The following is a 22731-nucleotide window of genomic DNA, read 5'->3' as shown; positions in this document are numbered from 1 at the left end:
AAGGAGCCCCGCTCGTGCCACTCCGTGTCCAGCCCATCAGCCGTGCCGAGCATCTGGGGTTCGTCGCGGGCCGGCCCTCCGCCAGCCATATGCAGGTGCCCTCGTGGGGTGACGTGAAGCCCGACTGGCGGGCGGAGAGCCTGGGTTGGTTCGACGATGAGGGGGCTGGGAGGCTCGTCGGCGCCGGGCTGGTGCTGTACCGGCCGTTGCCCAGGCTCAAGCGGTACCTCGCCTATCTGCCCGAGGGGCCGCTGATCGACTGGGCGGCGCCGGATCTTGACCGGTGGCTGGTGCCGATGGCCGCGTATCTGAAGAGCCAGGGCGCCTTCTCGGTCAAGATGGGGCCGCCTGTCGTCGTACGCCGGTGGAGTGCGGACGCGGTGAAAGCGGCGATCGCCGATCCGGCGGCACGGCGGCTGCGCGACGCCGAGGCCACCTCGTACGAACCGCACGCCTTTGATGTCGCCGACCGGCTGCGACGGATGGGCTGGCAGCAGAGCGAGCCGGGCGGGGAGGACGGCGGGTTCGCTGCGGGGCAGCCCCGGTACGTGTTCCAAGTGCCGTTCGCCGGGCGGTCGTTGGAGGACATTCACCGAGGGCTCAACCAGCAGTGGCGGCGCAACATCAAGAAGGCCGAGAAGGCGGGCGTGACGGTGGTCCGGGGTGGCTACGAGGATCTGCCGGCCTTCTACTCCCTCTACGCCGAGACGGCGGAACGTGATCGCTTCCTTCCGCGCCCGCTGCCCTACTTCCAGCGCATGTGGAGCGCGCTGACCGCAGAAGACCCCGACCGTATGCGTCTCTATCTCGCCCATCACGAAGGCGAAGTGCTTGCAGCAGCCACGATGCTCACCGTCGGCGAGCACGTCTGGTACTCGTACGGAGCCTCCACGAGCCGTCGGCGCGAGGTCCAGCCCAACAACGCCATGCAGTGGCGCATGATGGCCGACGCTCATGAGCTGGGCGCCGCCGTGTACGACCTGCGCGGCATCACGGACACGCTGGAGGACTCCAACCACCTGCTCGGCCTGCTGCGCTTCAAGGTCGGTACGGGGGGTGAGGCGGCCGAGTATCTGGGGGAGTGGGACCTGCCCCTCAATCGGCTGCTGCACAAGGCGCTGGATCTGTACATGTCCCGGCGCTGACGGAGGGAGGGCGGGGAGGTAGGCGCGCCGGAGCGCGGGCCGGGGCGCGTCAGGTGTACACGGGTTCGCATGCCCTTCCTGGTCCATTACTCTGGACGGTAAGGTGCATCTCATTGTACGGAGATCGCGCGTAGATCCTGGGAAGGCCCTGTAAAGATGCCCAGTGTTGAGCGTCTGCCCTCGTGGGCCGTCGTGGCCGGACCGGTTGTGGCGGCCGGGGTGGGTGACGCCGCGTTGCCTTCTGCCAACCTGCCCGCTGTGGTCGCTCCCGCCCCGGGGGGCTCTCGGGGGCGGCACCGCGGGGCGCGTAAGGGGTGGGGGACCCTCGGGGCCGTTGGGCTGGTGCTGTCCGGGGGGATATCCGTGCAGTTCGGCGGGGCGCTCGCCGTGACGCTGTTGCCGAGGGCCGGGGCCTTCGGGATCGTGACGCTGCGGCTGGTGGCCGCCGCCGTGATCATGCTGTTGGTGTGCCGGCCCAGGGTGCGTGGGTACTCGCGCGGTGACTGGGGAGTGGTCGTCCTCTTCGGGGTGACCATGGCCGCCATGAACGGGCTGTTCTATCAGGCCATCGGACGGATTCCGCTCGGCCCCGCCGTCACGCTGGAGGTGCTCGGGCCGCTCGTCCTGTCCGTCATCGCCTCCCGGCGCGCCCTCAATCTCGCCTGGGCCGGTCTCGCCCTCGCCGGCGTCTTCCTGCTCGGCGGGGGCGGCTTCAACACCCTCGATCCCGTAGGGGCCGCCTTCGCCCTTGCCGCCGGTGCCATGTGGGCGGCGTACATCGTCCTGAGTTCCCGTACGGGGCGACGGTTCCCGCAGGCCGACGGGCTGGCGCTCGCCATGGTGGTCGCCGCGGTGGTGTTTCTGCCGTTGGGGGTCGTCGAGTCCGGAGAGCAGCTGCTCGACCCGACCACCGTGGCCCTGGGTGCGGCGGTGGGCGTCCTGTCCTCCGTGCTGCCGTACACGCTTGAACTTCTCGCCCTGCGACGCCTGCCCGCCTCCACCTTCGCGATCCTGATGAGCCTGGAGCCCGCCGTCGCCGCGACCGCCGGGTTCCTGATCCTCGACCAGGCCCTCTCCGCCCCCGAGGCCCTCGCGATCTCCCTCGTCATCGTGGCGAGCATGGGGGCGGTACGGACACAGGTGGGCCGGAAGAAGGCCCCGGTCGGCGGTGTCGAGGAGGCCACTGGATCGGCTCAAGTGGCCCGGAAGCCCCTGGAGTTGGAGGCCTAAGGCCTGTCATTTGGATCATCCCGGCGTCCAAGAGGCACCGCCCCTCACAGCCGGGCTGATCCAACGACGGCCCGAGTACTGCGCCCGTGGAAGTTCCGGCGATGAGTTTCCGGCGGTTGTGCGGTCTACCTGTCGACGAAGGGAGCGCACCATGCGCAAGATCACCATTTGCACGTTCCTGTCGCTGGACGGCGTCATGCAGGCGCCGGGCGGTCCGGACGAGGACGCTGAGAGCGGCTTCGAGCACGGCGGCTGGCAGAAACCGGTGGCCGACGACGAGGTCGGCACGGCCATCGCGGGCTGGTACGAGCACTCCGACGCGATGCTGCTCGGCCGCAAGACGTACGACATCTTCGCGTCGTACTGGCCGACCGCCGATCCCCGCAACCCGTTCACCGATCGGATGAACAGCATGCACAAGTACGTGGCGTCTCGGACCCTGACGTCCGTCGAGTGGCAGAACTCCACGCTGCTGGAGGGCGACATCGCCGACGCCGTACGCGATCTGAAGGCGTCCGACGGCGGCAACATCAACGTCGTCGGCAGCGGCGACCTCGCCCAGACCCTCATGCGGCACGGCCTCGTCGACGAGTACCGGCTGACCATCCATCCGGTGATCATCGGCACCGGCAAGCGGCTGTTCGCCGACGGAGCGATCCCCACCGCGCTGGAGCCGGTCAGCGTCTCGACGACGAAGGGCGGCACCATCGTCGGCGTCTACCGGCCGAACGGCAAGCCCAGCTACGACAGCTACTGAGCGGTTTCGTTCGGATCACCGAGCGGAGCAGAGGAAGATGCCCGCGACGTGGAGTCGGGCCAGGTAGATGGTCGCGGTCTTCGCGTAACGGGTGGCGATGCCGCGCCATCCCGGAGAATCGAGACCAGGCCGCCGCCCACTGGAAGAAGGTCGTGCGCCTCGTCTTCCCGGCGGGCACTGACCGGCGAATACCGACGCGCCGGCGAATACCGACGCGCGCCAAGGTGGCGTCAGGCGGGCTGCATGGCGGGCGTTGCCGGAGCGGCCGCGGTCTTGCGGGTCTCTCGCATTATCAGCAGGCCGTTGACCACCATCAGCGTCGCGGTCAGGCCGTGGACGCCGAGCGCGGTGGCCACGGAGCCGTGGTGGGCCAGCACGGTGGTCATGTCGCCGTACGCGGCGAGGGCCTCCACCAGCAGCACCCAGCCCAATGCCCGGCGGTGGCCTGTCACCAGCAGGATGCCCAGGACCAGGGCCAGGACGACGTCGCGGATTCCCTTGATGATCAGGAAGCCGTCGCCGTCGCCGGACGGCCAGCTCGGCAGGCCGAAGCTCGGCGCTGTCGTCTCCGGGCTCAGGATGAACTCCACCCCGAACCAGAGGATGAAGAGGATGAAGGCGGCGACCAGGACAGTGTTGATCTTCTTCAGCGACATTGTTCTTCTCCTTGCGAGTCTTCGCCGGTTTGGTGAGCTTCGTGGAGCTTGCTGAGTCGTGTGGAGCCTGGTCGGGCCGCGCGGACGCGGCTGATCGAGGGGCGCAGTTTGTCGGGATCGCAGTTGTGGGACCTGAGCGGCAGCTGCATTCCCGGATGTCGGGAGTTCGGTGGCCCGCTGCCGCCCGGGGAGCGGGGATCGTGCGCCGCCTGCGCGGTCTCGGGCCGCCGGGCCGCGGGCCGCGGGCTCAGGTGAGGGCGGCGACGAGCAGGGTGAAGGCGGCGATGATGACGGCGACGCGGACGTAGTGGAAGCGCTCCCAGCGCTGCATCTGCTGCTTCCAGTCGGCGGGCCGGTTGTCGGGGGTCCAGGTCTTGTTCCGGTTGTTGATCGGGACGAGCAGCAGGAGCGACATGACCACGCTGAGGAGCAGCAGCGCGCCGGCGGCGGCGACGAGGCCGGTGCCGTGGTGGTGCCGTCCGGCGATGGCCCAGAGCGCGACGAGGACGAGTGAGCCGATGTACCAGACCGGCATCACGGCGCCGAGCATCCGGCCCCCGTGGGCGTGGCCGAGTTGGCGGCTGTCCTCGGGGAGGGCGTTGAGGATCGGGTTCATGACGAAGGCGACGGAGAACTCCACCCCCACCATCACGCCGACGGCCACGGTGGTGAAGACCTCGAGTGCGTTGAGCATGGTGACCCCTCCAGATATCTAGTGTTGCTAGCCGATGAGGCAACGCTAGTACTACTGCCGCTCCATTGTCTAGCGGTGCTAGGATCGAATCATGTCGGTACAGGAACGCAAGGAGCGCGAACGGGCGGGCCGCGAACGTCTCATCGTGGCGACGGCCCGCGAACTCGCCGAGCAGCAGGGCTGGGACGCGGTCACTACCCGCCGGCTCGCCGAGCGCATCGAATACAGCCAGCCCGTCCTCTACAGCCACTTCCGCGGCAAACGGGAGATCATCGGCGCCGTCGCCCTCCAGGGCGCCACCGAGCTCGCCGCGGCGGTGCGCGCCGCGACCGCCGCCGCGGACGGCCCGCGCGAGCGGGTCGCCGCCCTCGCCCGCGCCTACCTCGACTTCGCCGCACGCAACCCGGCGGTCTACGACGCCATCTTCCAGCTCGACGGCGGTCTCCCGTACGCACAGGAGGACACCCCGGCACCCCTCAAGGACGCCTTCGCCGCGCTACTGGAAAGCCTCGGCGAGGTCGCCGGGGACGGCATCGACCCGGGACTGTTCACCGAGACGTTCTGGGCCGCCCTGCATGGACTGGCCACCCTGACCCGGGCCGGACGGCTCCCGCCGGAGGACACCGAGCGCAGGGTGGAGCTGGTGGTGGACAGGCTCGCCATGGTCTGACACACCGTCCCGGCGGGCAGGCAGCCGGGGCCATCGGGCGGTCGGCCGTCGATGTGCGGCAGTAGCCGATGAGCATCGTCGGAAACTGCCCGAAGGACCTTTCCCCGACGTTGATTTCCGACGTGAGTTGCCGACACTGTTCACTTTGGGTTCGTGATCACACGCGTGAGTGTCGGCAGGCGATCGTTTGCCGACACCCGGCCAGCAGGGAGGGCCCGTCTCCCTGCCCCGCTGTCTTAGCACTGCCTACCGCGCGGCCGCTGGGACCTCCGGGCGAGGGTCGATCGGTGTGAGCACTCCGAGGCGGTCCTCGACCTCCTGGGCGGCATCCAGGCACAGGTCCTCCCGGAACGCGCGCCCGACGATCTGCACGCCGGACGGCAGGCCGTCGGTCACTCCGGTCGGTACGGCGACCCCGGGTACGCCCGCGAAGCTGGTCACCGTGCACAGGCGCATGCCCGAGCCGACTCGGTCCCGCCCTGCCTGGTCGCGTGACTCCAGCCCCGGCTCGACGGCCGGCTCTGTGAACACCGGCCCGAGCAGCAGCGGGTACTCGTCGAGGAACTCCGCCCAGGAGCGGCGGATGCCCAGCCAGACCCCCATCAGCTGCATGAACTCCGCCGCGGTCGCGGGCGGGGTCTTCTCCATCGTCATCTCGATGTAGCGATCTCCGCCCTCGCCGAGCAGTGTCCGCACCACCGGCCAGGTCGGGGCGAATTCGGTCACGACGATCCGGTGGTACGCCTCAAGTGCCTCATCCAGCCGCGGAACGTCCGCCATCTCCCGCACGTCGTACCCGGCGTCCCGCAGCGCGTCGGCCGCGGCCGCGACAGCACCGCGGACCGTGGAGTGGACGCCGTGGCCGCCGGGATCGGCGACGACCGCGACCTTCACCGGTCCCGGCAGCGGCTCACCACGGACGGGCACCGGTACGGCCCGCGGGTCCCGCGGGTCGGTCCCGGCCAGCGCCTCGTATGCCAGCCGCAGGTCGGCGATCCTGCGGGCCAGGGGCCCGTCGGTGACCAGCATCTGTGAGGCTGGTCCTGGGTCGTCCGGGCCGAGAATACGGTGGTCGGCGGGGAATCGCCCGGCGGTGGGCTTCAGTCCCGCCACGCCGCAGAACGAGGCCGGGATCCGTACTGATCCGCCGGAGTCGTTGCCGAGCCCGAGCGCGGCCATGCCGGTGGCTACGGCCACTGCGTCGCCGCCGCTGGTGCCCCCCGGAGTCCGGCTCCGGTCCCACGGGTTGACGGTGTCGCCGAACAGTTCGCTGCGGGTGTGCATCCCGGCCAGGATCAGGGTGGGTATGTTGCTGTGCCCGATCGGTATGGCTCCGGCGGCACGCAGCCGGGCCACCGGGGGTGCGTCGGCCGTCGCCACCAGATCGCGGAAGCGCGCGATACCCATCGTGGTCGGCACGCCTTCGACGGCGGTGGTCTCCTTCACCGTGAACGGCACCCCTGCCAGAGGCCCCAGCTCTTCGCCTGCGGCCCGGCGTAAATCCGTCCGCGCCGCGGCTTCACGGGCACGCTCGGCCATCAGCTGAGTGACCGCGTTGACCTGCGGGTTGACGTCGGCGATGCGGTCCAGGTGGCTGTCGACCAGTTCGGCAGCCGATATGTCTCCACGGCGGACCGCCTCTGCCTGGGCTGCGGCCGGCATCTTCCATAGGGCATCCCGCACGGTTCTTGTCCTCCCCATTCAGGTGTCGAAGGGCTCGCGGCGGAACCATAACCCAGAAGCGATACGCTCGTATTGGAAAAAGGAGGCGCCCGAACATGCCCAAGCAGGTGGACTACGAGAGCCGACGCCGACGGATCGCCGAGGCCGTCTGCCTCCTCGCTGACCAACACGGGCCTGAGGGGGTGACCATGCGCGACGTCGCCACCCGAGCGGAGGTCTCCCTGGGCGCCGTTCAGCGTTGCTTCGGCAACAAGGAGGAGATGCTCCTGTTCGCCGTCGACCACGTCGGCGAGCGCATCACCGAACGTGTACGGGCCCACCTGTCCAGCAGCCCGGCCCTGTCGGCCGCTACCGTCCTGGGCCACGCGGCCACCGAGATCGCCCTGCTCCGCAGAGAGCACCGCGCCGAGGCACGGGTGTGGCTCGCGTTCGTTGCCCAGGCCGCCGTCAGCGAGCCACTCGCCGCCAAACTCCGCATCAGTTACGCCGCTCTCCAGGGCCTCCTCGTCCGCCTTATCACGGAGGCCGACGAGAGCGGCCGGGCCGACGATGATCCCGCGACGCTCGATCCGCAGCGTGAGGCCCGGGCCCTTCTCGCCCTCGCGGACGGCCTGACCAGCCATGTGCTCATAGGGCACTTGACCGCTGAGGAGGCCGAGGACGCCCTGCACGCGCATGTGGTCCGCCTCTGGGGACGTCTCCACACCAGCCGTCCCGGAAAGGCCGTCTGACACTCGTGGCGCTGATCGCCTTGCGCGCGCCGTGTCGGCTGCGCCTGGCCACCGGAGACGCTGCCGTCGTACGAGCGGTTGCTGAACCTGGGGCGGGAGGCGCTGGCGGACGGCAGACGTTCACGCCGCGACGACCCCGGGATGGGCATCGACATCGACGTGAGGGACGACGAGCAGTTCGGCGTGCTGCTGGACCTGGCACCGCACACGATCAACGCCGAGGCGCGCCAAGGAGACCGGCGGATCCTCAGCGCAAACGACTCGGGCACCTCGCTGTGGCTGGCGGTCACACGGGAGCAGGAGGCGGAACTGCTGGGGCGACTCGGGGAGTTGGGGGTCCCGGCGGCCGTACTCGCCGATGCTCCGCGACGCCGCCGCAGATGGTGGAGCGGTCGACGACCGAGGTGACCTGGGGGACCTGGGTGACCGAGCCGCGCCCGGTGCCTTGGTTCAGACGGCCGGCTTCTCCCACACCGACACATGCTTCGTGCTCTCGCTCGTGAACGGCTCCCGCGTCCACCCCTCCCACCGCTCGCGCAGCCGCATCCCGGCCAGCTGGGCCATCAGATCGAGCTCGGACGGCCACACGTACCGGAAGGGAATCGACCGGTAGGACCCGCGCCCGTCCACCACCTCGACGTAGTTCGAGCTGGTCGCCTGGGTGGCGACGTCGTACACGTCGAAGGCCCAGCGCGTCGGGCTCGTGTGGAACGGCACGACGTTCTGGCCCGGCGGCAGCTTGCGCAGCTCGGGCACCATGACCTCGACGACGAAGGTCCCGCCGGGCGCCAGGTGTGCCGCGACGTTGCGGAAGCACGCCACCTGCGCCTCCTGCGAGGTCAGGTTCATGATCGTGTTGAAGACGAGGTAGGCGACGGAGAAGTCCCCGTCTGTCGTACCGGCCCGCGTCGCCGAGAAGTCCCCGATCGTCACCCCGATCGCGTCCCCGCCCTGCTTGGCCCGCATCCGGGCCACCATCGCCCGGGACATGTCGATCCCGTGCACCTCGACCCCGCGCCGCGCCAACGGCAACGCGATACGTCCCGTCCCGATCCCGAGTTCGAGGGCCCGCCCGTCACCTGCCAACTCGGCGAGGAAATCGGCCGCCGGTTCGATGGCGGCGGGGGCGAACATGTCGGAGGAGGGGTCGTCGTACTTCGCGGCTACGGGTTCTCCGAAGTAGCCGTCATCGGCATTGTCATCGACGGCTCGGCCTTGATCGGTACTGGCGTCTGAGGCAGTCACCGGGGGACCGTACTGCGGGAGAGGCTGCGGTGCATCCGGATTTCCGCCGCCTGGAGCCGCCCGCTCCGTCTCCGCCACCCCGCCCGCGTAGGGCACTGTTGGCGCATTGAAGCAACCTCTGGAGGAGCACCCGTGTCCGAAGTCAAGGCCGAACTCGACCAGTTGATGCGCGCCTTCCTCGGTGCGTTCACCAACACCGGCGACAGCCGGCCGAACGTCGACGTGGTCCGAGAGGTGTTCATTCCACAGGGAATGATCATCAAAAACGTCGGAGGCGAGCTTGTGATCTACGACCTTGACGCGTTCGTCGAGCCCCGGGAGAAGATCCTCACCGATGGGACGCTGACGGAGTTCTCCGAATGGGAAGTCGCCGAGCGGACCGAGATTTTCGGATCGATCGCGCACCGGTTCAGCGAGTACCGCAAGTCCGGCTTCCTCGACGGTGAGTGGTTCGAGGGCGCCGGCCGCAAGACCACCCAGTTCGTCCGGACGCCTGCCGGCTGGCGGATGAGCTCGATGGCCTGGGACGACGAGTAGGAACACAACCGCCCACGCGGGCCACCGTGAATCTGCGTTGGCCTCGGCATTTCATGACGGCTTGGCAGTGCAACTGGCGGGCTGTTTCGGCGCGTTGGGCTGTGGATGGCCAGCGCGAGGCCCTGGCTGTCACGTCGGGTGGGCGCCCGGTTCCACGGCTCCGGCGGGGTCGGTCCTGCCCGCATGGAAGGGCGGCGGTACGGATACGCGGGTAGGGCCCGATGCGCTTCCTCACTCGGAGAGCGCCTCTTTCACGCGACGACCTGGACCCTGGACAAGTCCCATCGTTGCGGGTCAGGAGCACTCTCCGCGTTTCTGATCACCTGCCGGACGCCCTGCCGCGTGAAAGCGCGCGACCAGGCTCAGTTCTGGAGCCCGAGTGCCGACACGGAGGGGTGTCAGTACCCGGTGCCGCGCTTGACCTGGGCCCGCTCGATCCCGTGGGCTGCACCCTTGTCGTCCAACGTGCGACACGCGTCCTCAATGTCCTGGCTCAGGCGGTCGACCTGCTCGCGGCTCAGGGTCTCCTTGACCAGGGCGCGCAGGATCTTCACCCGCTCCGCGTTGGGCGGGAGCGTGTATGCCGGAACCATCCAGCCGCGCTCGGCCGAGAGTTGCCAGGCGATGTCGGACTCGTCGTAGGCGTGCTTGCCGACGAGGCGGAAGGCGACCAGCGGTAGCTGTTCGAGGTCGCTCCCGATCACTTCGAAGCGGCCGCTGCTACGCAGGTTGTCCGCCAAGGCGCGGGCGTTCTCCTGCATGATCTTCATGACGTAGGTGTAGCCCTGGCGACCGAGCCGCACGAAGTTGTAGTACTGCGCAAGCACCATCGACGCACCGGTGGAGAAGTTCAGTGTGAACGTCGCGTCGGTCTTGCCCAGGTAGTTCTCGTAGAACACGAGGTCCTTGGCCAGGTCGGATTCCTCGCGGAAGATCAGCCATCCGATGCCGGGGTAGACCAGGCCGTACTTGTGTCCCGACACGTTGATCGAACGGACTTGCTGTAGCCGGAAGTCCCATTTCGAATCCGGGTAGAGGAAGGGCCATACGAATGCGCCGCTGGCGCCGTCGACATGGATCGGGATGTCGAGGTCCCGCTCCTTGCGGATGTCCCGCAGGAGCTTGTCGATCCCCACGACATCGTCCTTGTGGCCGGTGAACGTGGTGCCCAGGACGGCGACGACGCCGATCGTGTTCTCGTCGAGGTGGGGCTCCACATCCTCCGGTCCGATCGTGTACTTGCCCTCGGCGAGCGGCACGATCCGCGGCTCGACGTCGAAGTAGCGGCAGAACTTCTCCCACACGACGTGGACATCCCCGCCGAAAATCAAGTTGGGCCGGTCCATCGACAGGTTGGCCGCCTGGCGGCGCTGGCGCCACTTCCACTTCAGCGACAGCGCACCGAGCATGATCGCCTCGGAGGAGCCCTGGGTCCTGCAGCCGGTCGTCCTGCCCGGTGCGTGGAAGAGGTCGGCGAGCATGCGCACGCAACGCTGCTCGATCTCGGCGGAAATGGGATACTCCGCATGATCGATGAAATTGCGGTGGAGGTTCTCGGCGATCAGCTGTTGCGCCTCCGGCTCCATCCACGTGGTGACAAACGTGGCGAGGTTGCGCTGTGGGTCGCCCTCCATGGCCAGATCCACATCCACGAGCCTCATCGCGTCCATCGCGGCCATGCCCTCTTCGGGGAAAGTCTCCGAGGGTGCGGGCGCGGTCAGGAATCGGTTGCCGAACAGTGCCGCGTCGTCGCTTTTAGTCATATGGACAATTCAAACGGTGACGGATCCTCCCTTGGTGAGGGACACACCGAGTCGGAACGGCAAGCCACCGATCCGGCCCCCTCGGGCGCTCGGGCCCTCCTGCTCCATTCCCGGCGTGGCCGCGACACTGATCAACAGCAAGGCCCGCCGTCGTCTGGCCCGTGACCGTGACCGTGACCGTGACCGTGACCGTGATCGCCACGACGCCACTGACCGGCCGGGCCCTGCTGTGGGTGCTCGCTCCCTCCGCCCTCACCACCACGGAGAAACCGCAGGCGCAGTGATGGCAGAAAGTCCGAGGTTGGCGTCCCCCGCTCCGACTAATGCAAGCACGCTTGCTTGTTTCTGGTGTCGCTGCCATCCTTCGAGAACGGACCGCTCCACGCCGCACCACGCCGCAACGCCCGGCACGCCGTCGTGCCCGAAAGGAAGCGCCTCGTGTCCGACCAGTCGGCCGTCATCGACGACCTACGCCAGGAGGGCGCCCAACTCGACCAACTGGTAGCCGAGTTGGGCCCCGAGCAGTGGGCCCTCGACACCCCCGCCCCCGCCTGGACCGTCGCCCACCAGATCGCGCACCTCGCCTGGACCGACCGTGCCGCACTCCTTGCCGTCACCGACGCCGGCGCCTTCGCGGGCGAGGTCGAGAAGGCGCTCGCGTCACCCGAGGGCTTCGTCGACGAGGGTGCCGCGCAGGGCGCCGCACAACCGCCCGCGCGGCTGCTCGCCGAGTGGCGTGCGGGCCGGGCCGCGCTGGAGGCGGCCCTGCGCGCGGCCCCCGCCGGAACACGCTTCCCCTGGTACGGCCCACCCATGTCCGTCGCCTCCATGGCCACCGGCCGCCTGATGGAGACCTGGGCCCACGGCCAGGACATCGCCGACGCGCTCGGCGTCGAACGCGCCCCCACCGACCGGCTCCGGCATGTCGTACGGATCGGCGTACGCACCCGGGACTTCGCGTACGCCGTACGGGGCCGCACCCCGCCCGCCGACGAATTCCGCGTCGAACTCGCGGCCCCGGAGGGGCAGTTGAGCAAGCCGGGCGAGTTGTGGACGTACGGCCCCCCGGACGCACCCCAGCGCGTCACCGGGCCCGCCATCGACTTCTGCCTCCTCGTCACCCAGCGCGCCCACCGCACCGACCTCGCCCTGCGCGCCGAAGGCCCCGACGCCGACCAGTGGCTCGACATCGCCCAGGCCTTCGCGGGACCCCCGGGCAGCGGACGCGCACCGAACGGGGCCACGCGGTGACGGCTCCCCAAGGCCACCCGGCGCCCCTCCGCATAGGCAACGCCTCCGGCTTCTACGGCGACCGTTTCGAAGCCATGCGCGAGATGCTCACCGGCGGCCAACTCGACGTCCTCACCGGCGACTACCTCGCCGAGCTGACCATGCTCATCCTGGGCCGCGACCGCCTCAAGAACCCGTCGGACCCCTCGGCGGGGTACGCCCGTACCTTCCTGCGGCAGTTGGAGGAGTGCCTCGGTCTCGCCCATGAGCGGGGGGTACGGATCGTCGTCAACGCCGGTGGCCTCAACCCTGCGGGCCTCGCGGAGAACGTCAGGAAACTCGCCGACCGACTCGGCATCCCCGCCCGCGTCGCCCACGTCGAGGGCGACGACCTCACCGCCGGCCACCCCAACAGCCTTGCCGCACATGCCTACTTGGGCGCCTTCGGCATAGCCGCCTGTCTGCGCGAGGGCGCGGACATCGTCGTCACCGGCCGGGTCACCGACGCCGCCCTCGTCGCCGGGCCGGCCGCCGCCCACTTCGGCTGGGGGCCGCAGGACCACGACCAGCTCGCGGGCGCGGTCGTCGCCGGGCATGTGCTGGAGTGCGGTACGCAGGCCACCGGCGGCAACTACGCCTTCTTCGCCGAGCACGTCCGTCAGGACCCCCGCATCCTCCGCCACCCCGGCTTCCCCCTCGCCGAGATCCACGCCGACGGCACGAGCGTCATCACCAAGCACCCCGGCACCGGCGGCATCGTCGACATCGGCACGGTCACCGCCCAACTCCTGTACGAGACACAGGGAGCCCGGTACGCCGGCCCCGACGTCACCGCCCGCCTCGACACCGTCCGCCTCACCCAGGAGGGTCCCGACCGGGTACGTATCCACGGCGTACGGGGGGAAGCGCCCCCGCCCACTCTCAAGGTGGGCCTCAACCGGCTCGGCGGTTTCCGCAACGAGGTCACCTTCGTTCTCACCGGACTCGACATCGAGCACAAGGCCGCGCTCGTCCGGGGTCAGATGGAAAGCGCGCTCAGCGCGGCCAAGTCCCGCCCCGCCGACATCAGTTGGACCCTCGCCCGCACCGACCGCCCCGACGCCCCCACCGAGGAGACCGGCAGCGCCCTGCTCCGGCTCGTCGTACGCGACCCGGACCAGAACACCGTGGGCCGCACCCTCAGCGGCGCCGCCGTCGAACTCGCCCTCGCCAGCTACCCCGGGTTCCATGTCCTGGCGCCCCCCGGAAAGGGCGCCCCCTACGGGGTCTTCGAGGCGGAGTACGTCCCACAGGACGCCGTGGACCACACGGCCGTCCTGGACGACGGCCGCCGGATCCCCGTACCGCCGCCGCACGACACCCTCGTACTGGAAGAACTGCCGGAGGCACCCCTCCCCGAACCCCTGCTGTCAGCACCGACGAGATCCGCTCCCCTGGGCCTTGTCGCCGGTGCCCGCAGCGGCGACAAGGGCGGCAACGCCAACGTCGGTGTCTGGGTGCGCACGGACGAAGCCTGGCGCTGGCTCGCCCACACCCTCACCGTCACCCGATTCCGCGAACTGCTCCCGGAGACCGCCGACTTGACCGTCGTACGACACACCCTCCCGCACCTGCGCGCCCTCAACTTCACCGTCGAGGGCATCCTCGGCGAGGGCGTCGCCGCGCAGCACCGCTTCGATCCGCAGGCCAAGGCGCTCGGCGAATGGCTGCGCTCCCGGCACCTCGACATACCGGAGGTACTGCTGTGACGGTCCTGGCTTCCGTAGTGGACACCGCAGGCCCCGAACACGCGTCCCACCGCGAGTCCATGCTCGGCAAACTCGCCGCCCTCGACGCCGAACACGCCAAGGCCCTCGCTGGCGGCGGCGAGAAGTACATCGCCCGGCACCACGCCCGCGGCAAACTCCTCGCCCGCGAACGCATCGAGCTGCTCCTCGACCCCGACACCCCCTTCCTGGAGCTGTCGCCGCTCGCGGCCTGGGGAAGCGAGTACGCCGTCGGAGCTTCCCTCGTCACCGGTATCGGGGTGGTCGAGGGCGTCGAGTGTCTGATCACGGCCAACGACCCGACCGTGCGCGGCGGCGCCAGCAACCCGTGGAGCCTGAAGAAGGCCCTGCGCGCCAACGACATCGCCCTCGCCAACCGGCTGCCCTTCATCAGCCTCGTCGAGTCCGGCGGCGCGGATCTCCCGTCCCAGAAGGAGATCTTCATCCCAGGGGGAGCCGTCTTCCGCGACCTGACCCGTCTGTCCGCCGCCGGGATTCCCACGGTGGCGGTCGTGTTCGGGAACTCGACGGCCGGTGGGGCGTACATCCCCGGGATGTCCGATCACGTGATCATGGTCAAGGAGCGCGCCAAGGTGTTCCTCGGCGGGCCGCCCCTCGTCAAGATGGCCACCGGCGAGGAGAGCGACGACGAGTCGCTGGGCGGCGCCGAGATGCACGCGCGCGTGTCGGGCCTCGCCGACTACTTCGCCCTCGACGAGCACGACGCCCTGCGCCAGGCCCGCCGGGTCGTGGCCAGGCTCAACCACCGCAAGGCGTACGCCGATCCGAGCCCCGCCGACGTCCAGTCCCCCAAGTACGACGCGGAGGAGCTGCTGGGGATCGTCCCGGGTGATCTGAAGGTGCCCTTCGACCCCCGCGAGGTCATCGCCCGCATCGTCGACGCCTCCGACTTCGACGAGTTCAAGCCCCTCTACGGGACCAGTCTCGTGACCGGCTGGGCCGCGCTGCACGGCTATCCGGTCGGCATCCTCGCCAACGCCCAAGGGGTCCTCTTCAGCGAGGAGTCGCAGAAGGCGGCCCAGTTCATCCAGCTCGCCAACCAGCGCGACATCCCGCTCCTCTTCCTCCACAACACCACCGGCTACATGGTCGGCAAGGAGTACGAGCAGGGCGGCATCATCAAGCACGGCGCGATGATGATCAACGCGGTCTCCAACTCCCGCGTCCCCCACCTCTCCGTCCTCATGGGGGCGTCGTACGGCGCCGGGCACTACGGCATGTGCGGGCGCGCCTACGACCCCCGCTTCCTCTTCGCCTGGCCCAGCGCCAAGTCCGCCGTCATGGGCCCCCAGCAGCTCGCGGGCGTGCTGTCGATCGTCGCCCGCCAGTCGGCCGCCGCCAAGGGGCTGCCGTACGACGAGGAGGGCGACGCCGCGCTACGGGCCATGGTGGAGCAGCAGATCGAGTCCGAGTCCCTGCCCATGTTCCTCTCCGGGCGGCTGTACGACGACGGCGTCATCGACCCGCGCGACACCCGAACCGTCCTCGGCCTGTGCCTCTCCGCGATCCACACCGCCCCCTACGAGGGCGCCCGCGGCGGCTTCGGCGTCTTCCGAATGTAAGGAAATCAACAGTGCCTGGGGAATCAACTGTGATCACCTCCGTACTCGTCGCCAACCGCGGGGAGATCGCCTGCCGGATCTTCCGCACCTGCCGTGAGCTGGGCATCCGGACGGTCGCCGTGCACTCGGACGCCGACGAGAACGCCCTCCACGCGCGCGTGGCCGACGCGGCGGTACGGCTGCCAGGGGCCGCCTCCGCGGACACCTATCTGCGCGGCGACCTGATCGTGCGGGCGGCGCTGGCGGCGGGCGCGGACGCCGTGCACCCCGGGTACGGCTTCCTGTCGGAGAACGCCGGCTTCGCGCGTGCCGTACTCGACGCGGGGCTCGTGTGGATCGGCCCGTCCCCGGCCGCGATCGAGGCGATGGCGTCCAAGACGCGCGCGAAACAGCTGATGGGGCTCAAGCCGCTGACCGGCGTCACCGAGGCCGACCTGCCGGTGCTGGTCAAGGCGGCGGCGGGCGGCGGCGGGCGCGGAATGCGCGTCGTACGTCAACTTGCCGAGCTGGACGGTGAGTTGGAGGCGGCCCGTGCCGAGGCCCACAGCGCCTTCGGTGACGGTGAGGTCTTCGTCGAGCCGTACGTCGAGGGCGGCCGGCACATCGAGGTCCAGGTCATGGCCGACACCCACGGCACGGTGTGGGCCCTCGGCACCCGCGACTGCTCCCTCCAGCGCCGCCACCAGAAGGTGATCGAGGAGTCCCCGGCTCCCGGAATCCCGGAGACGCTCACCGCGGAACTCCACGAACTGGCCGTACGGGCGGCCCGTGCCGTCGACTACACGGGCGCCGGCACGGTCGAGTTCCTCGTGGGGGAGGACGGCAAGGCCCACTTCCTGGAGATGAACACCCGCCTCCAGGTCGAGCACCCCGTCACGGAGGCCGTCTTCGGCATCGACCTGGTGGCCCTCCAGATACGTGTCGCGGAGGGCTGTGCTCTTGAGGCTCTCGAAAACGGCCCCCCACGCGCGCGTGGCCACGCGATAGAGGCCCGCCTGTACGCCGAGAACCCGGCGGCGGACTGGACGCCACAGACCGGCACCCTGCACCGCCTCGCCGTCCCCGAAGCGGAGAACATCCGCCTGGACACCGGCTACACCGACGGCGACCCGATCCCCGTCCACTACGACCCGATGCTCGCCAAGGCCGTCGTACACGCCCCCACGCGCGCGGAGGCGATCCGCAAACTGGCGGGCGCCCTGGAACGCGCGACGATCCACGGCCCGATCACCAACCGCGACCTCCTCGTCCGCTCCCTGCGCCACCCGGAGTTCACGACGGCCCGTATGAACACGGGCTTCTACGACCGCCACCTCCCCGAACTCACCGCCCCCACCCCCGACCCCCACGCCCCCCTGGCCGCCGCCCTCGCCGACGCCCACGGCCGCTCCCGCTTCGGCGGCTGGCGCAACCTCCCCGCCCAGCCCCAGGTCAAGCGGTACGCGACGGCGGACGGCGAGGAACACGAGGCGACCTACCGCCACACCCGCGAGGGCCTGACGGCGGAGGGGGAGACAGAGGAGGGGGTACGGGTCGTCCACGTCGACGCGCGGCTCGTCGTACTCGAAGTGGCCGGCGTACGACGGAAGTTCGAGGTGACGAGGTACGCCGACCAGATCCACGTCAACAACACGACCCTCACCGCCCTGCCCCGCTTCCCGGACCCGACGGCACAACACGCCCCGGGTTCCTTGCTGGCGCCCATGCCCGGCACGGTGGTGCGGGTGGCGGAGGGCCTGGCCGCAGGAGCCTCCGTACAGGCCGGAGAGCCCTTGCTGTGGCTGGAGGCGATGAAGATGGAACACAAGATCGCGGCCCCTACGACAGGCACGCTCACAGCTCTCCACGTAGTCGCCGGGCAACAGGTGGAGGTCGGCACCTTGCTGGCGGTGGTCTTTTAGGGGCGCGGGGAACTGCGCGACAAGCCACGACGCACCCGCACTCGCCCCACAACCGAACCCCCCTCCCCCTTAGGACCCCTCATGACCGCAATGATCGAATCCGAGGAACACAAAGCCCTGCGCACCGCGGTAGCCGCCCTCGGCAACCGCTACGGCCGCGAATACATGACGAAAGTCGTAGCCGACGGCCGCCACACGGACGAACTCTGGTCAGACGCCGCCAAACTCGGCTACCTCGGCGCCAACCTGCCGGAGGCATACGGCGGCGGAGGCGGCGGCATCGCCGAACTCTCCATCGTCCTCGAAGAGCTCGGCGCCGCAGGCTGCCCCCTCCTCATGCTGATCGTCTCCCCGGCGATCTGCGGCACTGTGATCGCCCGCTTCGGCACGGACACCCAAAAGCAGGACTGGCTCCCCGGAATCGCCGACGGCACCCGCACCATGGCCTTCGGCATCACCGAACCCGACGCCGGCTCCAACAGCCACCGCATCACCACCACCGCCCGCCGCGACCCGGACACCGGCGACTGGCTCCTGACCGGCCGCAAGGTCTTCATCTCGGGCGTCGACATCGCGGACGCCGTCCTGATAGTCGGCCGTACCGAAGACTCCCGTACCGGTCGTCTCAAGCCCTGCCTGTTCATCGTCCCGTGCGACGCCGAAGGCTTCTCGCGGCGCCGGATCGACATGGACATCGAGTCCCCGGAGAAGCAGTTCGAGCTGACCCTCGACGACGTACGGCTGCCCGCCGAAGCGCTCGTCGGCGACGAGGACGCAGGACTGCTCCAGCTCTTCGCCGGGCTCAACCCGGAACGCATCATGACGGCCGCGTTCGCCATCGGCATCGGGCGGTACGCGCTCGGCGCGGCGGTCCGGTACGCCACTGAGCGCACCGTCTGGAAGGAGCCCATCGGCGCCCACCAGGCCGTCGCGCATCCGCTCGCCCAGGCGCACATCGATCTCGAACTCGCCCGCCTGATGATGCAGAAGGCCGCCGCCCTCTACGACGCCGGTGACGACGTCGGCGCCGGCGAGGCGGCCAACATGGCCAAGTACGCGGCCGGGGAGGCCTGTGTGAAGGCCGTCGACCAGGCCGTGCACACCCTCGGCGGCAACGGTCTCACGCGGGAATTCGGCCTCGCCTCCTTGATAACCGTCGCCCGGGTGGCTCGTATTGCTCCAGTGAGCCGGGAGATGATTCTCAACTACGTCTCCCATCAGACCCTGGGCCTGCCCAAGTCGTACTGAGAGCCGTACTGAGAGCCGTACCGAGCAGCGCACCAATTGTGGCTGCCCTTGCGCGAGGAGGAACCATGTTCCGCAGCGAGTACGCAGACGTCGAACCCGTCGAACTGCCCATTCATGACGCGGTGTTGGGCAGGGCAGCCGAGTTCGGCGACGCGCCCGCCCTCGTCGACGGCGTGGACGGCACCACCCTCACGTACAACCAACTGGACAGTTTCCACCGGCGGATAGCCGCCGGACTCGCCGAGGCGGGCGTGCGCAAGGGCGATGTCCTCGCCCTGCACAGCCCGAACACGATCGCCTTCCCGACCGCCTTCTACGCCGCCACGCGCGCGGGTGCCTCCGTCACGACCGTGCATCCCCTCGCCACCGCCGAGGAGTTCGCCAAGCAACTGCGCGACTCGGCCACGAGCTGGATCGTCACCGTCTCACCGCTCCTGGAGACGGCCCGGGCCGCGGCCGAACTGGCTGGCGGCGTAAGGGAGATCTTCGTCTGCGACAGTGCGCCGGGGCACCGCTCGCTCATCGACATGATCGCCTCGACCGCGCCCGAACCGCAGATCGACATCGACCCGGCCGAGGACATCGCAGCCCTCCCGTACTCCTCGGGAACGACCGGCATCCCCAAGGGCGTCATGCTCACGCACCGCTCCATCGCCACCAACCTCGCCCAGCTCGCGCCCACCCTGCGCATCGGCCCCACCGACCGCATCCTTGCGGTACTGCCGTTCTTCCACATCTACGGCCTGACCGCCCTGATGAACCTGTCCCTGGGACACGGCGCCACAGTGATCGTCCTGCCGCGCTTCGACCTCGACACGTTCCTCGCCGCCATCGAGAAGCACCGCATCACCGGCCTGTTCGTGGCCCCGCCGATCGTCCTGGCCCTCGCAAAGCACCCGGCCGTCGAGAGTTACGACCTGTCGTCCCTGGAGTACGTCCTCAGCTCCGCCGCCCCCCTGGACGCGGCCCTCGCCGCCGCCTGCTCCGCACGGCTCGGCCTGCCGCCGGTCGGTCAGGCGTACGGCATGACGGAACTGTCGCCGGGCACGCACGTCGTCCCCGTGGACGACATGAGCACCGCCCCGCCCGGGACGGTCGGCAGGCTCCTCCCGAGCACCGAGATGCGCATCCTGTCCCTCGACGACCCCGACCAGGACGCCGCCGTCGGCGAGGCCGGCGAGATCGTCATCCGCGGCCCCCAGGTGATGAAGGGCTACCTCGGCAACCCCGAGGCGACGGCCGCGATGATCGACGGGGACGGCTGGCTGCACACCGGGGACGTCGGCCATGTCGACGCCGACGGCTGGCTGTTCGTCGTCGACCGCGTCAAGGAACTCATCAAGTACAAGGGCTTCCAGGTGGCCCCCGCCGAACTCGAAGCCCTCCTCCTGACCCACCCCGGGATCGCCGACGCCGCCGTCATAGGCGTCTACAACGAGGACAACAACGAGGTCCCGCACGCGTACGTGGTCCGCCAGCCGTCCTCGAACGACCTCTCCGAAGGAGAGGTCATGATGTACGTCGCCGAGCGCGTCGCCCCGTACAAGCGCGTCCGGCACGTCACCTTCATCGACGGCGTACCGAGGGCGGTCTCGGGCAAGATCCTGCGCCGCCGGCTGAGGGAGAAATCTTGACACCGGCAGTGGCCGCCACGCGCGCGCGTGGCATCGTCACCCTCACTCTGGACGCGCCCGCGACCCGCAACGCCCTGTCCGCGCACCTCGTGCGGGACCTGGGAGACGCGCTCGCGGACTGCGGCAAGGACCCGGCCGTACGCGCGGTCGTCCTCACCCACACCGGGAACACGTTCTGCGCGGGCGCGGACCTGAAGCAGCCGCCCGACCCGGCGGCCTTCGTCGGCCTGCTCCGGCTGCTGCTGGAGCTGCCGAAACCGGTGGTCGCACGGGTCACCGGTCACGTACGGGCGGGCGGCCTCGGGCTCCTGGGCGCGTGCGACATCGCGATCGGCGGCACGCAGACGTCGTTCGCGTTCACGGAGGTACGCATCGGAGTGGCGCCCGCCGTCATCTCCATGCCGCTGCTGCCCCGCCTCGACCCGCGCGCCGCCGCCCGCCACTACCTCACCGGTGCCCGCTTCGACGGCGTGGAGGCCGCCCGTACCGGCCTCCTCACCGAGGCGGCCGAGGACGTCGACGCGGCCCTGGAGCCGGTCCTCGACGCGCTGCGCAGGGCGGCGCCGGGCGCCCTGGCGGAGACGAAGCGGCTGCTCACGGCCAAGGTGCTGGAGATCTTCGACCGGGACACCACCGAGCTGACCGCCCTGTCCGCACGACTGTTCGCCTCCGCCGAGGCCCGCGAAGGTATGACGGCCTTCCTCGAACGACGGGACCCGGAATGGACGCTTTGAAGGCTGGGCCCCGGGCCCAGCGCGCCCCAAAGCAGGACCGCAGCCGCGCAACCCGCCAACGCCTGCTGGAAGCCGCCGTGGCCTGCCTCGCCGAACACGGCTGGGCCGGCTCCACGGTCTCCGTCGTCGCCGAACGCGCCGGCGTCTCCCGGGGCGCCGCCCAGCACCACTTCCGTACCCGCGAGGACCTGTTCACGGCCGCCGTCGAGTACGTCGCCGAGGAACGCTCCACCGCCCTGCGCGCCCTCTTCCCCGAGGGCGCCGCCGACCGCCGCGCGGTGGTCACCGCCCTCGTCGACCTTTACACCGGCCCCCTCTTCCGCGCCGCCCTCCACCTCTGGGTGGCCGCCTCGAACGAGGAGCAACTACGCCCGCGCGTAACGGAGTTGGAGGCCCGAGTGGGTCGTGAGACGCACCGCATCGCCGTGGACCTGCTGGGCGCGGACGAGTCCCGCCCCGGCGTTCGGGAGACGGTCCAGGGCCTGCTGGACATGTCCCGCGGCCTGGGCCTGGCGAACCTGCTCACGGACGACGCCGGACGCAGGGACCGGGTGGTCGCGCAGTGGGCGACCCTGCTGGACGAGTCCCTGAACTGACGGCAACTGCGCCCCTGTTGCCGCTGCTGCCCCTGCTGCCGCTGTCGTCCCTGATGGTCAGGGACTGAGCCGCTCCACCCGCCAGCTCCCGTCCGCCTCCGCCACGTACCGCAGCCGGTCGTGCAGCCGGTTCTCGCGCCCCTGCCAGAACTCCACCGTCTCCGGGGCCACCCGGTACCCGCCCCAGTTCGGCGGCACCGGCACCTGCTCGCCCTCCGGATAGCGGGCCGCCAACTCGGCGTACGAGGCGTCGAGTTCGTCCCGGGAAAGGATCACCGAGGACTGCTCGCTGGCCCAGGCGCCGAGCTGGGAACCGTGCGGCCGGGTACGGAAATAGGCGGCCGTCTCGTCGCGCCCCGTGCGGCGCGCGATCCCCGTGACGGCGACCTGGCGGCCCAGCGGGAGCCAGGGGAACAGGAGCGAGACGTACGGATTGGCGGCCAGGTCGCGCCCCTTGCGGGAGCCGTAGTTGGTGAAGAAGACGAAGCCCTGCTCGTCGTACTGCTTCAGCAGCACCGTACGAGAAGAGGGCCGCCCGTCGGCATCGGCCGTGGAGACGACCATGGCGTTGGGTTCGATGAGCCCGGCGTCAGCGGCGGCCTGCCGGAACCAGCGCGCGAACTGTTCCATGGGACCGTCGGCCAGCTCGCCCTCGGCGATGCCGTCGGCGCGGTACTGCTTGCGCATGACGGCGGGATCGACTGGATCGAGAGCATCGGGGGGGACGGCGTCGCGGCGGTCGGTCACACGGTCATCTTGCCGTATCGGCGACATCACTGTGTGGCACTGAGTGCCGCAGGACTCCCCAAAGGTGGCACTCAGGGATATCGTGCTGTTGCCGTCCGGTTGAACGACCGATCGAACGGGGCATCACCCAGGTGACCGTTTCGGACCGCGAGCAGTGCGTAAATGGCCGTGGAACCGAACC

Annotated in this window: 22 protein-coding genes; 16 read left to right on the top strand and 6 right to left on the bottom strand. The window is 69.8% G+C overall.

The window, feature by feature from the left end; all coding sequences use genetic code 11:
• Positions 1-14 precede the first annotated feature (14 nt).
• From OG734_RS20625 to OG734_RS20615, 3 genes are all read left to right on the top strand, one after another.
• Positions 15-1145 carry a lipid II:glycine glycyltransferase FemX gene (locus tag OG734_RS20625; protein ID WP_330289003.1) on the top strand — a complete coding sequence of 377 codons (1131 nt, stop codon included), beginning with the start codon at positions 15-17 and terminating at the stop codon, positions 1143-1145.
• Positions 1146-1301: 156 nt separating this feature from the next.
• The gene (locus OG734_RS20620) at positions 1302-2375 is read left to right on the top strand and encodes an EamA family transporter (RefSeq protein WP_330289002.1); all 1074 of its coding nucleotides are present in this window, start codon (positions 1302-1304) and stop codon (positions 2373-2375) included.
• A gap of 151 nt (positions 2376-2526) precedes the next feature.
• Positions 2527-3132 (top strand): dihydrofolate reductase family protein, encoded by a 606-nt coding sequence (locus OG734_RS20615; protein ID WP_330289001.1) that lies wholly within the window; start codon positions 2527-2529, stop codon positions 3130-3132.
• Between the two features lie 230 nt (positions 3133-3362).
• On the opposite strand, the gene OG734_RS20610 is transcribed toward OG734_RS20615, so the two are convergent.
• Complete coding sequence (locus OG734_RS20610) at positions 3363-3788, bottom strand: DUF4267 domain-containing protein (RefSeq protein WP_330289000.1); 426 nt, start codon at positions 3786-3788, stop codon at positions 3363-3365.
• Positions 3789-4035: 247 nt separating this feature from the next.
• Positions 4036-4482: a DUF1772 domain-containing protein gene (locus tag OG734_RS20605; protein ID WP_330288999.1), complete on the bottom strand. Its 447-nt coding sequence runs from the start codon at positions 4480-4482 to the stop codon at positions 4036-4038.
• Between the two features lie 91 nt (positions 4483-4573).
• Here OG734_RS20605 and OG734_RS20600 point away from each other — a divergent pair, with 91 nt between their 5' ends.
• Positions 4574-5152: a TetR/AcrR family transcriptional regulator gene (locus tag OG734_RS20600; RefSeq protein WP_330288998.1), complete on the top strand. Its 579-nt coding sequence runs from the start codon at positions 4574-4576 to the stop codon at positions 5150-5152.
• Between the two features lie 246 nt (positions 5153-5398).
• Here the strand turns inward: OG734_RS20600 and OG734_RS20595 are convergent, their stop codons facing one another.
• Positions 5399-6853 carry an amidase gene (locus OG734_RS20595; protein WP_330288997.1) on the bottom strand — a complete coding sequence of 485 codons (1455 nt, stop codon included), beginning with the start codon at positions 6851-6853 and terminating at the stop codon, positions 5399-5401.
• 77 nt (positions 6854-6930) lie between these two features.
• On the opposite strand from OG734_RS20595, the gene OG734_RS20590 reads away from it, so the two are divergent.
• Both OG734_RS20590 and OG734_RS20585 read left to right on the top strand, forming a co-directional pair.
• Positions 6931-7566, top strand: coding sequence for a TetR/AcrR family transcriptional regulator (locus OG734_RS20590; RefSeq protein WP_330288996.1), 636 nt, complete (start codon positions 6931-6933; stop codon positions 7564-7566).
• Positions 7567-7644: 78 nt separating this feature from the next.
• Entirely contained in the window at positions 7645-7974 is a 330-nt protein-coding gene (locus tag OG734_RS20585; protein WP_330288995.1) for a hypothetical protein, read from the top strand.
• Between the two features lie 42 nt (positions 7975-8016).
• On the opposite strand, the gene OG734_RS20580 is transcribed toward OG734_RS20585, so the two are convergent.
• Positions 8017-8811 (bottom strand): class I SAM-dependent DNA methyltransferase, encoded by a 795-nt coding sequence (locus OG734_RS20580; RefSeq protein WP_330288994.1) that lies wholly within the window; start codon positions 8809-8811, stop codon positions 8017-8019.
• Between the two features lie 165 nt (positions 8812-8976).
• On the opposite strand from OG734_RS20580, the gene OG734_RS20575 reads away from it, so the two are divergent.
• Entirely contained in the window at positions 8977-9348 is a 372-nt protein-coding gene (locus OG734_RS20575) for a DUF4440 domain-containing protein (protein ID WP_330293727.1), read from the top strand.
• A 398-nt stretch (positions 9349-9746) separates the two neighbouring features.
• On the opposite strand, the gene OG734_RS20570 is transcribed toward OG734_RS20575, so the two are convergent.
• On the bottom strand, positions 9747-11111 hold the full coding sequence (locus tag OG734_RS20570; protein ID WP_330288993.1) for a glutamate decarboxylase: 1365 nt from the start codon (positions 11109-11111) through the stop codon (positions 9747-9749).
• A gap of 161 nt (positions 11112-11272) precedes the next feature.
• Here OG734_RS20570 and OG734_RS20565 point away from each other — a divergent pair, with 161 nt between their 5' ends.
• From OG734_RS20565 to OG734_RS20525, 9 genes are all read left to right on the top strand, one after another.
• On the top strand, positions 11273-11395 hold the full coding sequence (locus OG734_RS20565; protein WP_330288992.1) for a hypothetical protein: 123 nt from the start codon (positions 11273-11275) through the stop codon (positions 11393-11395).
• 154 nt (positions 11396-11549) lie between these two features.
• Positions 11550-12362: a TIGR03084 family metal-binding protein gene (locus OG734_RS20560; RefSeq protein WP_330288991.1), complete on the top strand. Its 813-nt coding sequence runs from the start codon at positions 11550-11552 to the stop codon at positions 12360-12362.
• 74 nt (positions 12363-12436) lie between these two features.
• Complete coding sequence (locus OG734_RS20555; protein ID WP_443065093.1) at positions 12437-14089, top strand: acyclic terpene utilization AtuA family protein; 1653 nt, start codon at positions 12437-12439, stop codon at positions 14087-14089.
• On the top strand, positions 14086-15690 hold the full coding sequence (locus tag OG734_RS20550) for an acyl-CoA carboxylase subunit beta (RefSeq protein WP_330288989.1): 1605 nt from the start codon (positions 14086-14088) through the stop codon (positions 15688-15690). The genes OG734_RS20555 and OG734_RS20550 overlap by 4 nt, the downstream gene beginning before the upstream one ends.
• Positions 15691-15719: 29 nt before the next feature.
• Positions 15720-17591 carry an acetyl/propionyl/methylcrotonyl-CoA carboxylase subunit alpha gene (locus OG734_RS20545; protein ID WP_330288988.1) on the top strand — a complete coding sequence of 624 codons (1872 nt, stop codon included), beginning with the start codon at positions 15720-15722 and terminating at the stop codon, positions 17589-17591.
• An 81-nt stretch (positions 17592-17672) separates the two neighbouring features.
• Positions 17673-18839, top strand: a complete 1167-nt coding sequence (locus OG734_RS20540) for an acyl-CoA dehydrogenase family protein (protein ID WP_330288987.1) — start codon at positions 17673-17675, stop codon at positions 18837-18839.
• A gap of 65 nt (positions 18840-18904) precedes the next feature.
• Complete coding sequence (locus tag OG734_RS20535; RefSeq protein ID WP_330288986.1) at positions 18905-20473, top strand: 4-coumarate--CoA ligase family protein; 1569 nt, start codon at positions 18905-18907, stop codon at positions 20471-20473.
• Entirely contained in the window at positions 20470-21207 is a 738-nt protein-coding gene (locus OG734_RS20530) for an enoyl-CoA hydratase family protein (protein WP_330288985.1), read from the top strand. The genes OG734_RS20535 and OG734_RS20530 overlap by 4 nt, the downstream gene beginning before the upstream one ends.
• Positions 21195-21803: a TetR/AcrR family transcriptional regulator gene (locus OG734_RS20525; RefSeq protein WP_330288984.1), complete on the top strand. Its 609-nt coding sequence runs from the start codon at positions 21195-21197 to the stop codon at positions 21801-21803. Before OG734_RS20530 ends, OG734_RS20525 begins: the two co-directional genes overlap by 13 nt.
• Before the next feature lie 57 nt (positions 21804-21860).
• On the opposite strand, the gene pdxH is transcribed toward OG734_RS20525, so the two are convergent.
• Positions 21861-22550 carry a pyridoxamine 5'-phosphate oxidase gene (gene pdxH / locus OG734_RS20520; protein ID WP_330288983.1) on the bottom strand — a complete coding sequence of 230 codons (690 nt, stop codon included), beginning with the start codon at positions 22548-22550 and terminating at the stop codon, positions 21861-21863.
• Between the last annotated feature and the right edge of the window lie 181 nt (positions 22551-22731).

It is taken from the genome of Streptomyces sp. NBC_00576 (assembly GCF_036345175.1).
In the GTDB taxonomy this organism is placed as follows: Bacteria; Actinomycetota; Actinomycetes; order Streptomycetales; family Streptomycetaceae; genus Streptomyces.
Note: the sequence above shows the minus strand (reverse complement) of the source record. Positions and strands in the feature narration are given on the sequence as shown.